Annotated in this window: 8 protein-coding genes and 1 riboswitch; of the genes, 3 read left to right on the top strand and 5 right to left on the bottom strand. The window is 73.7% G+C overall.

Features of this window, described 5'->3' with window-relative positions; all coding sequences use genetic code 11:
* Positions 1-24: 24 nt before the first annotated feature.
* From BSL84_RS26670 to BSL84_RS26660, 3 genes are read right to left on the bottom strand one after another with little or no spacing between them, the layout of a single operon-like run.
* Positions 25-1,527 (bottom strand): precorrin-2 C(20)-methyltransferase, encoded by a 1,503-nt coding sequence (locus BSL84_RS26670; RefSeq protein ID WP_030032343.1) that lies wholly within the window; start codon positions 1,525-1,527, stop codon positions 25-27.
* Positions 1,524-2,171, bottom strand: a complete 648-nt coding sequence (locus tag BSL84_RS26665; RefSeq protein WP_030898811.1) for a precorrin-8X methylmutase — start codon at positions 2,169-2,171, stop codon at positions 1,524-1,526. The genes BSL84_RS26670 and BSL84_RS26665 overlap by 4 nt, the downstream gene beginning before the upstream one ends.
* Positions 2,172-2,175: 4 nt before the next feature.
* Complete coding sequence (locus BSL84_RS26660; RefSeq protein ID WP_234363522.1) at positions 2,176-3,426, bottom strand: cobalamin biosynthesis protein CobG; 1,251 nt, start codon at positions 3,424-3,426, stop codon at positions 2,176-2,178.
* 386 nt (positions 3,427-3,812) lie between these two features.
* Positions 3,813-3,963: riboswitch (cobalamin riboswitch) on the top strand.
* 30 nt (positions 3,964-3,993) lie between these two features.
* On the opposite strand from BSL84_RS26660, the gene cobN reads away from it, so the two are divergent.
* Positions 3,994-7,614, top strand: coding sequence for a cobaltochelatase subunit CobN (gene cobN / locus BSL84_RS26655; RefSeq protein WP_075971291.1), 3,621 nt, complete (start codon positions 3,994-3,996; stop codon positions 7,612-7,614).
* 236 nt (positions 7,615-7,850) lie between these two features.
* On the opposite strand, the gene BSL84_RS26650 is transcribed toward cobN, so the two are convergent.
* The gene (locus tag BSL84_RS26650) at positions 7,851-9,347 is read right to left on the bottom strand and encodes an immunity 49 family protein (protein ID WP_030036619.1); all 1,497 of its coding nucleotides are present in this window, start codon (positions 9,345-9,347) and stop codon (positions 7,851-7,853) included.
* Positions 9,348-9,637: 290 nt separating this feature from the next.
* Between BSL84_RS26650 and BSL84_RS26645 the strand changes: the two genes are divergently transcribed.
* Positions 9,638-11,761, top strand: coding sequence for an ABC transporter ATP-binding protein (locus BSL84_RS26645; RefSeq protein ID WP_079273301.1), 2,124 nt, complete (start codon positions 9,638-9,640; stop codon positions 11,759-11,761).
* Between the two features lie 109 nt (positions 11,762-11,870).
* A complete protein-coding gene (locus tag BSL84_RS26640; protein ID WP_075971290.1) occupies positions 11,871-14,096 on the top strand; it encodes a terpene synthase family protein in 2,226 nt (741 codons plus the stop codon).
* Between the two features lie 154 nt (positions 14,097-14,250).
* Here BSL84_RS26640 and BSL84_RS26635 read toward each other — a convergent pair whose 3' ends face one another.
* Complete coding sequence (locus BSL84_RS26635) at positions 14,251-15,498, bottom strand: GNAT family N-acetyltransferase (RefSeq protein ID WP_075971289.1); 1,248 nt, start codon at positions 15,496-15,498, stop codon at positions 14,251-14,253.
* Between the last annotated feature and the right edge of the window lie 11 nt (positions 15,499-15,509).

Genomic DNA, 15,509 nt, shown 5'->3' with positions numbered 1-15,509 from the left:
CCCGACGCCGTCAGGCCGCGCCGGTCACGGGTAGCGGCGCGGCGTCCACGTGATCCGCGAGCCGTCGGCACGCTCGGAGACCCGCGTCTGCGAGGAGCCGATCAGCAGGATCGTGCGCATGTCGACCTCGGACGGCTCCAGTTCGGCGAGGGTGACGATCCGCACCGACTGCTGCGGGCCGCCCACGTCGCGGGCGACGACCACCGGGGTCTGCGGGGAGCGCAGCTCCAGCAGCAGCTCGCGGGCCTGGGCGACCTGCCAGGTCCGGCTGCGGGAGCCGGGGTTGTAGAGGGCGAGCACCAGGTCCGCCGCGGCGGCCGCGCGCAGCCGCTCCGCGATGACCTCCCACGGCTTGAGCCGGTCGGACAGCGAGATCGTCGCGTAGTCGTGGCCGAGCGGGGCACCGGCGGCGGCGGCGGCCGCGTTGGCCGCGGTCACCCCCGGCAGGACCCGTACGGGCACGTCCTTGTACTCCGTCTGCCCGGCGACTTCCAGGACCGCCGTGGCCATGGCGAACACGCCCGGGTCGCCGCCGGAGACCACGGCCACCCGCTTGCCGCGGCGGGCGAGGTCGAGGGCGAACTCGGCGCGCTCCGACTCGACCTTGTTGTCGGAGCCGTGCCGGACCTGGCCCGGCTTGACGGGCACCCGGTCCAGGTAGGTGGTGTAGCCGACCAGCACCTCGGCGTCCGCGAGGGCGCGCCGGGTCTGCGGGGTGAGCCACAGCGGGCCGGCCGGGCCGGTGCCGACCACGACGACCTCGCCGGGGCCGGCCGGCACGCTGCCCGGGTTGCCGATCCGGCTGGGTACGACGGCGACGGCGAAGTACGGCACGCTGCCGGGGTCGGTGTCGGCGAGTACGCCGGTGCGCTCGCCCTCCATCGTGGCGCGCTCGACATAGCGGGCCTCGGCGAGACGGCCGCTGTTCTCCATCGCGCCGAGCACGGCGGGGAAGGTCCGGCCGAGCTTCATCACGACCGCGGAGTCGGTGGCGGCGAGGCGGGCGGTCAGCTCCTCCTCGGGCAGCGTGCCGGGGAGGATGGTCAGGACCTCCTCGCCCTCCACGAGCGGGGTGCCCAGGCGGGCGGCGGCGGCGCTGACCGAGGTGACTCCGGGCACGACCTCGGTGTCGTAGCGGTCCGCGAGCCGCTTGTGCATGTGCATGTAGGAGCTGTAGAAGAGCGGGTCGCCCTCGGCGAGGACGGCGACGGTGCGGCCGGCGTCCAGGTGGGCGGCCAGCCGGGCGGCGGCCGCCTCGTAGAACTCCTCCATGGCGCCCTGGTAGCCGCCGGGGTGGTCGGTGGTCTCGGTGGTGACCGGGTAGACCAGCGGCTCCTCGATGTGGGTGTCGCGCAGGTGCTTCGCGGCGATCGAGCGGGCGATGGACCGGCCGTGGCGGGCGCTGTGGTAGGCGACGACGTCCGCCTCGCCGATCACCTCGACGGCCCGCAGGGTCATCAGGTTCGGGTCGCCGGGGCCGAGTCCGACGCCGTACAGGCGGCCCTTGGGCTGTGTCGCGTCGCTCATTCGGCCACGCTCGCGATGGCGTTGAGGGCGGCCGCGGCGATGGCGCTGCCGCCGCGGCGGCCGCGTACGACGAGGTGGTCGAGGCCGGAGGGGTGGGCAGCGAGGGCGTCCTTGGACTCGGCGGCGCCGATGAAGCCGACGGGCACGCCGATGACGGCGGCGGGGCGCGGGGCACCCTCCTCGATCATCTCCAGGAGCCGGAACAGTGCGGTCGGCGCGTTGCCGACGGCGACCACGGAGCCTTCCAACAGGCCGCGGTCGCGCCACACTTCGAGCGCGGCGGCGCTGCGGGTGGTGCCCATCTTCGCGGCGAGGTCGGGGACCGCCGGGTCGGAGAGGGTGCAGATCACGTCGTTGTCGGCGGGCAGCCGCTTGCGGGTGACGCCGCTGGCGACCATCTGGACGTCGCACAGGATCGGCGCGCCCGCCTCCAGCGCGGCGCGGGCGCGCAGCACCACCTCGGGGGTGTACCCCAGGTCCTGCGGGAGGTCGGTCATCCCGCAGGCGTGAATCATGCGCACCGCGACCTGGGCGACCGAGGCGGGCAGCCCGGAGAGGTCCGCCTCGGCGCGGATCGTGGCAAAGGACTGGCGGTAGATCGCGGCGCCGTCCTTCTCGTACTCAAACACGGTGTACTCGCTCATTTCTTCACTGCGTCTTCGGACTCTGGGGTGATGAGGTGTTCGCGCGTGCGGCCGTGAGGGCGGCCGCCAGGTCTGGCCGGTGCGGCAGGGTGCGCCCGTCCACGGAGAGCCGGTAGCCGTCCGCGGTGGCGAGCGCGTCCACCCACTGCGTGCCCCGCGGGTGGCCGCAGCGGCGCTCGCAGCCCGACCAGTGCACGGGCAGCGGCCCGGGTGCCCGCTCCACCAGGGCGCGGGCGTCGGCGCGTACGTCCGCGAGGGACTTGGCGCAACCGGGGCGCCCGGTACAGGCCGTGACGGACCGCCAGGGACTGTCCGGGGAGACGACCAGGCCGGCCTCTTCCAGCGGGGCGGGGTCCGCGGCGCCGGGGAGGACGATCGTGCGCCACGGGGTGATCCGCAACCCGCCGCCGCGCTCGGCCACTTGGACGAGGGCCCTCCACTGTCCGGTGCTCAGCCGGCCGAACGGGGGCAGCACGCACAGCGGATCGTACGGTCCGGGCGGGGGCGGGGCGCAGTACGGCCAGTCCACGGCGGGCACGCGCACCGCGCCGATGCCGGCGTCGGCCAGCCGGGCCGCGAGCAGCCCGTCGTCCAGGGCGTGTCCGGCGGGCAGTTCGGCCACGCGCCAGGCGCGGGTGCCGGCCGCGTCCACGGCGTCGAGGAAGTACTCGGCGGCGAGCAGCGCGGCCCGTGGGGCGTCCCGGCCGGCGACGGCCACCGCGCCCTCGGCCGCCCCGAGGCGTACCAGGGCCCGGTCGCCGGGCTGTCCGAGAACGGTGATGTCGGGTTCCAGGGCGGCCACGTCGCCGCGTCCGTCGTCGAGGGCGAAGAGGAAGCGGCCGGACAGGGCGGTGACGCGGGTGTTCGCGCACAGCAGCCGGTCCAGCTCGCGTACCCAGGGCAGGACGTCCTGCGAGGTGGGGGTGGCGACGATGTTGCGTACGCGTTCGTGCGCGGGCGCCGGCAGCAGCCCGGCGGCGTCCAGCACCTCGGCGAGCCCGGCACCGCAGCCGTCGCCGAGGCCGCGCAGCTGCACGTTGCCGCGGGAGGTGAGTTCGAGGTGCCCGTCGCCGAACCGGTCGGCGGCGCAGGCGAGGTGCGCGGCCTGCTCCGCGGTCAGCGCGCCGCCGGGGATCCGCACCCGCGCGAGGTACCCGTCGTCCGCCGCGTGCAGCCGGAGCGCACCGGGGCAGGCGTCACCGCGGTCCCGTATGACGGGTTCGTCCCGCGATACGGCGGAGGGGGGCTGGGGCATGGCGGCGAGCATACCCACGATTCAACTCCCCGGAACTGTGTCCACCGCCACCCTCCGCTTCGAGCCCCGCCGGCGTTTGAGGCGCGGGGACCCGGGGGCAGAGCCCCCACATTCCAGCCCCGCCGGCGTTTGAGGCGCGGGGGCCCGGGGGCAGAGCCCCCACATTCCAGCCCCGCCGGCGTTTGAGGCGCGGGGGCCCGGGGGCAGAGCCCCCACATTCCAGCCCCGCCGGCGTTTGAGGCGCGGGGGCCCGGGGGCAGAGCCCCCGCAACGGCGCCGCACCCGCGCACCGCACCCGCCCCAACCGGCGGAGCCACCCGCCAACCCACCCGCCCAACCGGCGGAGCCACCCGCCCAACCGGCGGAGCCCACCGCCACCTAGGATGACCACCGGCGTTCCATACGGTCCGCCGTCGCCGAGGACGGCGACATGGGAGGAAGCCCGGTGCGATTCCGGCGCGGTCCCGCCACTGTGAACCCGGCAGAGCCAGACGGCCGGGTGAGTCAGGAACTCCCGCTGTCCTCACTGCCCGGGGCGCGGAAACCCCGAGGAAGGCCTGCCGCCGCATGATCCTGCTGCTGTCGACGTCCGACACCGATCTGCTCAGCGCCCGCGCGGCGAACACGGCGGACGCCCCCGTCCCGTACCGGTTCGCGAACCCCTCCCGCCTTCCCCTCGACGACCTCCCCGGCCTCCTCGACGGCGCCGACCTGGTCGTCGTACGCCTCCTCGGCGGCCTGCGCGCCTGGCAGGACGGCCTGGACCTGCTGCTGGCCCCCGGCCAGACCCGCCCGGTCGTGGTCCTGACGGGCGAACAGGCCCCGGACGCCCAGCTGATGGAGGCCTCCACCGTCCCGATCGGCATCGCGGCCGAGGCGCACGCCTACCTCGCGCACGGCGGCCCGGCCAACCTCGAACACCTGGCCCGCTTCCTCTCCGACACCGTCCTGCTCACCGGCCACGGCTTCGAGCCGCCCGCCGCCGCACCCACCTGGGGACCCCTGGAGCGCACCACGCCGCCGCGGACGGACGGCCCCGAGATCGCCGTGCTCTACTACCGCGCCCACCAGATGAGCGGCAACACCGGCTTCGTGCACGCCCTGTGCGAGGCCATCGAGGCGCACGGCGCCCGGCCGGTCCCGCTGTACGTCTCCTCCCTGCGCAGCCCCGAGCCGGCCCTCGTCGAGGCCCTGAAGTCCGCGGACGCGGTCGTCACCACCGTCCTCGCGGCCGGCGGCACCAAGCCCGCCACCGCCTCGGCGGGCGGGGACGACGAGTCCTGGGACGCGGGCGCGCTCGCCGCGCTCGGCGTGCCGATCCTCCAGGCCCTGTGCCTGACCGGCTCCCGCTCCGCCTGGGAGGACAACGACGAGGGGCTGTCCCCGCTGGACGCCGCGACGCAGGTCGCCGTACCGGAGTTCGACGGCCGTCTGATCACCGTCCCGTTCTCCTTCAAGGAGTTCGACGAGGACGGCCTGCCCGCCTACGTCGCCGACCACGAGCGGGCCTCCCGGGTCGCGGGCATCGCCGTACGCCACGCCCGGCTGCGCCACATCGAGCGCCGCGACAAGAGGATCGCGCTCGTCCTCTCGGCGTACCCGACCAAGCACTCCCGCATCGGCAACGCCGTCGGCCTGGACACCCCGGCCAGCGCGGTGGAGCTGCTGCGCACCCTGATCGCCGAGGGCTACGACTTCGGCCCGGTCACCGAGATCCCCGGCCTGGTGTCGGGCGACGGCGACGAGCTGATCCGCGCCCTGATCGAGGCCGGCGGCCACGACCAGGACTGGCTCACCGAGGAGCAGCTGGCCCGCAACCCGGTCCGCATCCCCGCCGCCGACTACAAGCGCTGGTTCGCCGAGCTGCCGGCCGAGCTGCGCGACAGCGTCGAGGAGCACTGGGGCGAGGCCCCGGGCAGCATGTTCGTGGACCGTTCCGCGAACCCGGAGGGCGACATCGTCCTGGCCGCCCTGCGCCGCGGGAACCTCCTGATCCTCATCCAGCCGCCGCGCGGCTTCGGCGAGAACCCGATCGCGATCTATCACGACCCCGATCTGCCGCCCTCGCACCACTACCTGGCCGCGTACCGCTGGATCCAGGCGCGCGCGGAGGACGGCGGCTTCGGCGCCGACGCCATGATCCACCTGGGCAAGCACGGCAACCTGGAGTGGCTGCCCGGCAAGAACGCCGGCCTGTCCGCGGCCTGCGCCCCGGACGCCGCCCTCGGCGACCTGCCCCTTGTCTACCCGTTCCTGGTCAACGACCCGGGCGAGGGCACGCAGGCCAAGCGCCGCGTGCACGCCACCCTGGTCGACCACCTGGTGCCGCCGATGGCGCGCGCGGAGTCGTACGGCGACATCGCACGGCTGGAGCAGCACCTGGACGAGTACGCACAGATCTCCGCGATGGACCCGGCGAAGCTGCCGGCGATCCGCGCGCAGATCTGGACGCTGATCCAGGCGGCGAAGCTCGACCACGACCTGGGACTGGAGGAGCGTCCGGACGACGACGGCTTCGACGACTTCCTGCTGCACGTCGACGGCTGGCTGTGCGAGGTCAAGGACGCCCAGATCCGCGACGGCCTGCACGTCCTGGGCGGCGCGCCGTCGGGTGAGGCCCGGGTCAACCTGGTCCTGGCGATTTTGCGCGCCCGGCAGATCTGGGGCGGCACCGCCGCCCTTCCGGGTCTGCGCGAGGCGCTGGGCCTGGACGAGTCCGCGGCCACCCGTACCTCGGCCGACGCCGTCGAGGAGACGGCCCGCGCCCTGGTGCAGGCGATGGAGGACGCGGGCTGGGACCCCGCCGCGGTCTCCGCGGTCGCGGCGGACCACTCCCCGGAGGTGGGGGCGGTCCTGGCCTTCGCGGCGAACGAGGTCGTGCCGCGCCTGGCGGGCACCACGGACGAGATCGCCCACGTGGTCGCGGCCCTCGACGGCCGGTTCGTGCCGGCAGGCCCCTCCGGTTCGCCGCTGCGCGGTCTGGTGAACGTCCTGCCGACGGGCCGCAACTTCTACTCGGTCGACCCCAAGGCCGTCCCGTCCCGCCTCGCGTGGGAGACGGGCCAGGCCCTGGCCGACTCCCTGCTCACGCGCTACCGCACCGACAACGGCGAGTGGCCGGCCTCGGTCGGCCTGTCCCTGTGGGGTACGAGCGCGATGCGCACGGCGGGCGACGACATCGCCGAGGCTCTGGCGCTGCTCGGCATCCGCCCGGTCTGGGACGAGGCCTCGCGGCGCGTGACCGGGCTGGAGCCCATCCCGCTCGCGGAGCTGGGCCGGCCGCGCATCGATGTGACGCTGCGCATCTCGGGCTTCTTCCGCGACGCGTTCCCGCACGTGATCGGCCTGCTGGACGACGCGGTGCGGCTCGCGGCCTCGCTGGAGGAGCCGGAGTCCGGCAACTTCGTACGCGCGCACGCGCAGGCGGATCTGGCCCTGCACGGTGACGAGCGCCGTGCGACGACCCGTATCTTCGGCTCGCGCCCGGGTACGTACGGGGCGGGCATCCTGCAGCTGATCGACTCCCGCGACTGGCGTACGGACGCCGACCTGGCGGAGGTGTACACGGTGTGGGGCGGTTACGCCTACGGCCGCGGCCTCGAAGGCCGGCCCGCGCGGGACGAGATGGAGACGGCCTACAAGCGGATCACGGTCGCGGCGAAGAACACCGACACCCGCGAGCACGACATCGCGGACTCGGACGACTACTTCCAGTACCACGGCGGCATGGTGGCCACCGTACGCGCGCTGCGGGGCACGGCCCCGGAGGCGTACATCGGCGACTCCACCCGCCCGGAGACGGTCAAGACGCGCACCCTGGTGGAGGAGACCTCGCGGGTCTTCCGCGCCCGCGTCGTGAACCCGAAGTGGATCGAGGCGATGCGCCGCCACGGCTACAAGGGCGCCTTCGAGCTCGCGGCCACGGTGGACTACCTCTTCGGCTACGACGCCACGACGGGCGTCGTCGCGGACTGGATGTACGACAAGCTCACCGAGGCGTACGTCCTGGACCCGGCCAACCGGGCGTTCCTGGAGGAGGCCAACCCGTGGGCGCTGCACGGCATCGCGGAACGCCTCCTCGAAGCGGAGTCGCGCGGCATGTGGGAGAAGCCGGACGCGCGGATCCTCGAAGCGCTGCGCCAGGTGTACCTGGAGACCGAGGGCAATCTGGAGGGTGAGGCGGAGTAGGACCACATCCGCCTGCGGCCGCTCGGCGGCCGTACACGGGCCGCACGGCGAAGGCCGTCCTCCCCCGCACCCGTCGACGGGCGTGGGGAGGACGGCCTTCGCGCGGCGCCCTGCTCCGGCCGGATCCGCGCACCCCGAGTACGCGCACGGCCGGAGGGCAGGGGTCGGCACCACACACGTGGGCAAACCTAACCCAATCGGACAATCAGCTCGCGTTGCGGCACGCCGCCGGTGTGTCAGGAGATGTCCTCGACGCGCTTGCCGTCGACGAGGTGGCGGGGCAGGTACGCCAGCCCCTCCGGGTCGATCGGGAAGCCCTGGTCGTGGGCGAGGCAGGCCATGGCGAGCACGCCGAGCGCCACCCGGGCGCGCGGCGCCCCGGACTCCCGCCAGTAACCGCCGTGTTCGGCGATGGCCTCGGGCAGCACCTCGGCGAAGGTCTCGTGCTCACGGGTGAAGAGGCGGTGGAAGAGCGCCACCGGCTGGAAGTCCACACCGTTGACGAACTCGTCCGGCGCGTGGGTCAGCGCCTCGGGCAGGGACGTCTGCATGGCGGCGAGCAGCTTCTCCACGACCGCGTCGGTGGGGCCGCCGGAGAGGTAGGTCCGCAGGGCCTCGATCCAGTGCAGGACGTGGACGTCGACGGTGTCGTCCTGCCGCAGCACCTCCAAGGGCACCTCGCACAGCCGGGCCACCCGGTCGTGCGCCCGGCAGACGAGCGCGAGGTAGACGGCGTCGAGCCAGGCGCGGGCGTCCGCGGGCGGCGCCGCGGGCGTGGCGGGCAGCCGCAGGGTGTTCCCCTCGCCCAGACACCACTGCTCCGGCCCGGAGCCGGTGAACAGCGCGGTACCGAGCCGTACGGCCGTTTCCCACGCGTCCCACGTGTCGATCTCGGACGCGACGGGATCGGCGGTGCACCGGACATGGGCCAGCGCCAGTGCCGAGGCGAAGGCGTCACCGAGCCCCGACGGGTCCTGCGCGAGCCGCGCCACGGACTCGACGGTCGCACGCGTCAGCTCGGCCGGCCCCGGGGCGGCTCTCCCCACGCGGATCCGGCCGGCCCGGTCGAGACGGACCAGGCCCTTCATCAGGGCCACCAGCTCCTGCGGCGGCCGGAGCGACAGCGTACGCGTCTCCTCGTCGACGACGGTGAGCGAGGTCAGGCCGCCCCGGTGCCACCAGTACACGCGCGGCGACAGGCTCCCGGGCCCGTCCTCGTAGGCGCCGAGGCCGTAGGTCGCCAGGTCGTTGAGGGCCTGCACCACCGAGCCGTCGGCTATCGGGTGGAAGGCCAGCAGATGCCGGGTCGGGACGACGACGAGGGCACCGGCGTGCGGCAGCGACTCGCCGGTGACCTTGCGCGCCAGTTCCCCCAGGTACAGCGCCTTGGAGGCCACGAAGTGCGAGTCGCCGTAGACGGAGTGCAGCGTGGCCCGCCCCTCCAGGGCGATCTCCTCGTACCGGACGGGCACCCGCATCAGATTGGCCCGCGCCGCCTGTCCCAGCTCCTCGATCCCGACACGCTCCACGTCCGCGTCGGTGAGCGACCGCACGCTGGTGGGCCCGTCGAAGGCGTACGCGTAGACCAGCTCGTCGGCCACGACCCGCGCGTACCGCATCCCGGCGGCGACCTCCGCAGTCACCATCCCGACGGGCAACAACCGCGCGTGCACCCCGCGCAGCAACTCCTCAACACTCTCGCCGCCAACTCCGACTGACTTGTCTCGATCCATCCCCGAACCGTACGAGACCACCCCCCGCCGGTGAACCATCGGCGCAATCCCTCACAAGGGGGCATCGACACCTCCGGGTGATTCGAACGGGCCGGCGCCCGGGCCGCCGTTGGGGTCCGGGTCGGCGTCGCAAGTGCGTGCGGGCGTTCGTTCCCCGTGGGCCGTGACGCCGCTCTGAGCAGCCACGTTCTTCCGGCGTCAGTCCGCAGCCGCAGCGCCTCGGGAGGAATCTTGCGATCCGTGCACGTACATGTGGTGTTCGACCCGGCAGTGGGCGGAGGTGGCCGCGCATGAGGCTTCTCAAGCGTCCCGCGGCCCTCCAGCCCGCCGTCTCGGCGAGCGAGCGGCGGCTCTTCGGCGGGCCCCTGCGCTACGACGCCGGCTGGTCCAACCACGACTACGCCCGCCTCGAAGGGCGGCTGCTGTCCACCCTGCGCTCCATGCCCCGCATGGTCGCCGGGACCCTGCGCCTGGCCTGGGTCACCGACCGGCCGGCGCTGCTGACCGTCGCCGCCTCCGAGGCGGGGCAGGGGGTCACCTCCGCCGTCGGGCTGCTCGTCCTGAGCGAGGTGCTGCGTACGCTGCTCGGCGCGGGCAGTCCCGCCGAGCGGCTGCACGCCGCCCTGCCGGCCCTGGCCGCGGGAGCGCTGGTCGCCGTACTGGGCGCCGTACTGGCCTCCCGGTCCACGGCGGCCGCCGGACGGCTGGAGCCGAAGATCGAACGGGCCGCGTACGAGCAGTACCTGAAGGCCGCCGTCGAGGTGGAACTCGAAGCCATCGAGGACGGGGAGTTCCGGCGGCTGCTGGACAGCGCCCAGTGGGGGCCGCCCTCGGCCCGCCGTACGGTCGGCGCGTGCGTGGCCACCCTCGGCGGGGTCATCTCCCTGGTCGCCACGGCCGGCGTCCTCACGGTGCTGCACCCGCTGCTGCTGCCCATGCTGCTGCTGATCGCCGCCCCGCGCGGCTGGGGCGCGATGCGCGTGGCGCAGCGCCGCTATCTGTCGGTCATCACCTGGGTCGAGCACGTACGGGCTGCGCGGCTCATCGGCCAGCTGCTGATCTCCCGCACGTCGGCTGCGGAGGTACGGGTGCACGGCGTCGGCCGGTACCTGCTGGGCCACTACCGCAACATGGCCGAGGTCGCCGAGACCGAGGCGACCCGCCTGGCCAGGGACAAGGCCGCCACGGAGCTGCTGGCCGCCGCGCTCTCCGGAGCGGCCGCGCTGGTCACGTACGGGGCGATGGTCGCGCTCATCGTCACCGGCCGGATGGACCTCGCCGTCGCCGGCACGGCCGTGATCGCGGTGCGCACCGGGTCGGCGAGCCTCGGCGCGCTGGTGGCCACCACCAACACCCTGCACGAGGAGTCCCTTTACGTACGGGACCTGGAGCGGTTCGTCGCCGAGGCGGGCCGGCGGGCCATCCCGCGCGGCGGGCTGCCGCTGCCGGAGCGGTTGGGAACGGTCCGGCTGGAGGACGTCCGCTTCGGCTACCCGGACCGGGACGAGCCCGCGCTCGACGGGATCTCCCTGACCATCGAGGCGGGCCAGGTCGTCGCGCTGGTCGGGGAGAACGGCTCCGGCAAGAGCACCCTGGTCAAACTCCTCGCCGGACTCCACCTGCCCGACTCCGGCTCGCTGACCTGGGACGGCGTCGAGGTACGGGACGCCGCCCGGGAGCAGGTCTTCGACCGGGTCGCGCTGCTGACCCAGGACTTCGAGCGGTGGCCGGTGACCGCCCGCACCAACATCGCCATCGGCCGGCCCGGAGAGGACGGGGCCGGAGAGGACGGGACCGAGGAGGACGGGACCGAGGAGGACGGGACCGAGGCGGCGGAGCGGCGGGCGGCGGACGTGGTCGCCGCGGCCCGGTACGCGGGGGCCGACCGGGTGGTCGAGAAGCTTCCGAACGGCTACGAGACGCTGCTGGCCCGGGTGTTCAGGGGCGCGTCGGAGCTCTCGGGGGGCCAGTGGCAGAAGTTCGGCCTGGCCCGGACCCGCTACCGGGACGCGCGGGTGATCGTCGTGGACGAGCCCACGTCCGCGCTGGACCCGGAGGCGGAGATCGCCGCCTTCGACAGCATCCGGGGGCTTGCGGGGCCGCAGCGCGCCGTCGTACTCGTCACGCACCGGATGTCCGGCGTTCGGTTCGCCGACGTGATCTACGTGCTGCACGAGGGGCGGCTCGTGGAACAGGGCGGCCATGAGGAGCTGCTGGCGCTCGGCGGCCGGTACGCGTCGATGTTCCGGATGCAGGCTGAGCAGTTCGGCCGGCCCTCCCGGCCTCAGCCCCAGCCCCACTCCCCGTCCGTCCCCCAGCCCCTCCCCCAGCCCCTCCCCCAGCCCCCCACCACGCCCTCCCCCGTCGTCCCCCACCAGGCCGGCGCGTCACCCACCGACACCTCCGTCACCTGATGCGGTGAACTCCTCCTTGTCCCGCTGACACCGCGGGTAGGGCACTGCTGATCTCTTGCGGGGGCCGGGCCTCGGCCCCCGCACCTTTGGACGAAGGGCCTACCCCGCCGTGACGCAGCCGTTCCGACTGCCGGACTTCTACGTGCCGTATCCGGCGCGACTCAACCCCCACCTGGAGGTGGCGAGGGCCCACACCAAGCAGTGGGCGCGCGACTTCGCGATGCTGGAGGGCTCCGGCGTCTGGGAGGAGAGCGACCTCGACTCGCACGACTACGCGCTGCTCTGCTCCTACACCCACCCCGACTGCGACGCCGAGGCGTTGTCGCTGGTCACCGACTGGTACGTGTGGGTGTTCTTCTTCGACGACCACTTCCTGGAGACCTTCAAGCGCTCCCAGGACCGCGACGGCGCCAAGGCCTACCTCGACCGGCTGGCCGCCTTCATGCCGATGGACCTCGACCGCGGCTTCCCCGAGCCCACCAACCCGGTGGAGGCAGGTCTCGCCGACCTGTGGCGGCGAACCGTTCCCTCGATGTCCGCGGACTGGCGGGAACGGTTCTCCACGTCCACGAAGAACCTCCTCGACGAGTCGATGTGGGAGCTCGCCAACATCGACATCGGGCGGGTCGCCAACCCCCTGGAGTACATCGAGATGCGCCGCAAGGTGGGCGGCGCGCCCTGGTCGGCGGGCCTGGTCGAGTACGTCGCCGCCGAGGTCCCGGCGCGCGTGGCGCACTCGCGCCCGCTCGGCGTGCTGCGGGACGCCTTCTCGGACGCGGTCCACATCAGGAACGACCTCTTCTCCTACGAGCGTGAGGTCACCGACGAGGGCGAACTCTCCAACGCCGTCCTGGTCCTGGAGACGTTCCTCGGCTGCACCACGCAGGAGGCCGCCGAGGTCTCCAACGACCTGCTGACCTCCCGCCTCCAGCAGTTCGAGCAGACGGCACTGGCCGAACTCCCGCAGCTCTTCGCCGACTTCGCTCTGTCACCGAGCGAGGTGGCGGCCGTCCTCGCCTACACCAAGGGTCTCCAGGACTGGCAGTCCGGCGGCCACGAATGGCACATGGTCTCCAGCCGCTACATGAACAAGGAGGCCCGGGCGACCGCCCCGCTGACCCTCCCCTTCATGCCGTCCGGACCGGGCACCAGCGCCCTCGACCTGCGGTCCGTGTTCAACCGGCGGTCGATGGAGCTGCGCCGCCGCTCCTTCACGCATGTCCCCTTCGAACGCACCGGGCCCTCGGTGGTCCCGGAGATCTACATGCCCCACCGGCTCTCCCTGAGCCCGCATCTGGCGTACGCGCGCGAGGAGTCGGTGGCCTGGGCCCGCCGGACGGGCCTGCTGGAGCCGCAGCCGGGCGATCCCGCCTCCGCGATCTGGACCGAGGACAAGCTGCGCGGCTACGACTTCGCGCTCTGCTCGGCCGGTCTCGACCCGGACGCCACGCCCGACGAACTCGCCCTCAACGCCTGCTGGCTGACCTGGGGGACGTACGGCGACGACTACTACCCGGCGGCCTTCGCGCGGACCGGGGACCTCGCGGCGGCAAAGGCGGCCACGGCCCGGCTGATCGGCATGATCCCCGCCGACCCCGCCCACCACACGCAGCAGCCGCGCCCCGCCACCGCGCTGGAGCGGGGCCTCGCCGACCTGTGGGTACGCACCAGCGCCGCCATGTCGGCGGAGCAGCGCGCCGAGTTCCGGGCGACGGTGGTGCGCATGCTGGAGAGCTGGCTCTGGGAGGTGGACAACGCCGTCCACCACCGCATCCCGGACCCGGTGGACTACGCGGAGATGCGACGGCACACCTTCGGCAGCCACCTCACGATGTACCTGTGCCGGCTCGGACACGAGGGCCGGGGCATTCCCCGGGAGATCTACGCGTCGGGGACCATCCGCTCACTGGAGAACGCGGTCGCCGACGCGGCCTGCCTGATCAACGACATCTACTCCTACCAGAAGGAAGTGGAGTTCGAGGGCGAGGTCCACAACCACATCCTGGTCACCAGGAACTTCTTCGACATCGGCTATCCGGAGGCCCTGCACATCTGCCACTCGCTGATGACCCAGCGCACCGAGGAGTTCGAGCACATCGTGGCGAACCAGCTGCCGCTGCTCTACGACGACTGGAAACTCGGCGCCGAGGCCCGGACCGCCCTGGACACGTACGTGCAGGAGCTACGCGACTGGCATGCCGGAATCCTCAACTGGCATGCGGCATGCCGCCGTTACCGGGCGGAGGACCTGCGCCGGCCCGAGACGGGCCTGGCCGCCGCGATCCTCGGCCCCGGCTTCGGCATGGCGGCCGCAAGGCTCTCCCGCCCCGCGTGAGCCCGGCGGCGGTGGGGGCCGGGCCGACGGGCCCCCACCGCCGCCGCCGGACACACGCCCTAGGGCCTGTATCGAGCTGCCCCGTGGAGCAAGGAGCGGCGTTCGGTGCGTGCCCTCGGCGTGCGGGACGCCGCGGGGCAACTCGATACAGGCCCTAGAACTCGTCGGCCGTGTGCGGCAGTAGGGGCGTGCGCAGGGCGTCGTCCAGGGCCGCCGCCGCGCCGGGTGTGTGCTCCTGCACGAGCCCGGCCGCGACGAGGTCGGCGACCCGGGTGCCGCCCAGGTAGCAGGCGGCCAGTTCGCGGACGTCGAGGGCCAGGTCGGGGGCGCCGTCGGCGTGGCCGTACGTCACCCCGTCCGGCCCGGCCTTGAGCCGGAAGCGCCCGGCGTTGTCGGGCAGCCGTACGTCGTGCACCTCCAGCACCAGTTCCACCGGCGCGGCCCAGGACCGGGCGGTCAGCGCCGCGCGTACGTCGACCAGGCGCAGCCACAGCGCGGGGAACTGGGCGGTGACCCGGACCTGGTCCCGGTCGGCGGCGAAGTGCAGGAGCGGGTCGTCGGGCGGGCGGCCCCACGCGGAGACCTTGCCGGTGAGGTCGACGGCGGCCACGCACTCCCACAGGGCGGCGGCGACCGCCGGGGTCTCCGCCTCCAGTTCGTCGACCCGCACCAGGCCGGCGGAGCGGGCGCCGGCCCCGGCGTCCCCGGCGCCGGCCTGCTCGGGCTTCGTGCGGTAGAGGACGTATCCGGCGACGGGTTCGCCCGGATCCCCCAGGACGATGATCCGGGGCGGGCTCAACTCCTCGTCCTCCTCGTCCTGTTCGACCAGCCATTCGTCGCGCCAGCGGTCCGGGCTGCGGCTGGGCCGGCCGGCCCGGCCGGCGCGGGCCGCCTCGTGGTGGGGTGCGATCACGTCGACGGCCTCGTCCGGGTCGACGAGTCGCAGCGGGCGGGGATCGGGGTCGATGCGCAGGGCCAGCGGCCGGGTGGAGTCGATCTCGATGGTGGCGCCGGTGGTGGCCCCGCCGAAGCCGAAGCGGCCGTAGATGGCGGCCTCGGAGGCCCAGAGGGCGGCGATGGGGCTCCGCGCGTCGGTGGCGCGCCGCATCATCTGCGTCATCAGTGCGGTGAGCACGCCGCGGCGCCGGTGGGTGGGCGCGACGCAGACGAAGGTGAGCCCGGGGCAGGGCAGGTCCGCCCCGGGCACCGAGAGGCTGAAGTCGTGCGCGGCCATGAAGCCGACCAGGGCGTCCCCGTCGTAGGCGCCGATCCGGTCGCAGCGCCCGAGGAGCGCGTGGTGGCGCTCGCGGGCCTCCTTCTCGGGCCGGTCGTGGAAGACCAGGTAGGCGAGCTCCAGGGCGCGGTCGATGTCGGCCTCGGGTACGTCACGGATGTGCACCATGATCGGGAGAC

The organism is Streptomyces sp. TN58 (assembly GCF_001941845.1).
Taxonomy (GTDB): domain Bacteria; phylum Actinomycetota; class Actinomycetes; order Streptomycetales; family Streptomycetaceae; genus Streptomyces.
This window is presented reverse-complemented; position numbering and strand designations above follow the sequence as displayed.

Excerpts from the sequence above, each read along its gene's own strand:
- BSL84_RS26645 (WP_079273301.1), top strand. The coding sequence starts at position 9,638 with ATGAGGCTTCTCAAGCGTCCCGCGGCCCTCCAGCCCGCCGTCTCGGCG.
- BSL84_RS26670 (WP_030032343.1), bottom strand. The coding sequence starts at position 1,527 with ATGAGCGACGCGACACAGCCCAAGGGCCGCCTGTACGGCGTCGGACTC.
- BSL84_RS26650 (WP_030036619.1), bottom strand. The coding sequence starts at position 9,347 with ATGGATCGAGACAAGTCAGTCGGAGTTGGCGGCGAGAGTGTTGAGGAG.
- cobN (WP_075971291.1), top strand. The coding sequence starts at position 3,994 with ATGATCCTGCTGCTGTCGACGTCCGACACCGATCTGCTCAGCGCCCGC.
- BSL84_RS26635 (WP_075971289.1), bottom strand. The coding sequence starts at position 15,498 with ATGGTGCACATCCGTGACGTACCCGAGGCCGACATCGACCGCGCCCTG.
- BSL84_RS26665 (WP_030898811.1), bottom strand. The coding sequence starts at position 2,171 with ATGAGCGAGTACACCGTGTTTGAGTACGAGAAGGACGGCGCCGCGATC.
- BSL84_RS26660 (WP_234363522.1), bottom strand. The coding sequence starts at position 3,426 with ATGCCCCAGCCCCCCTCCGCCGTATCGCGGGACGAACCCGTCATACGG.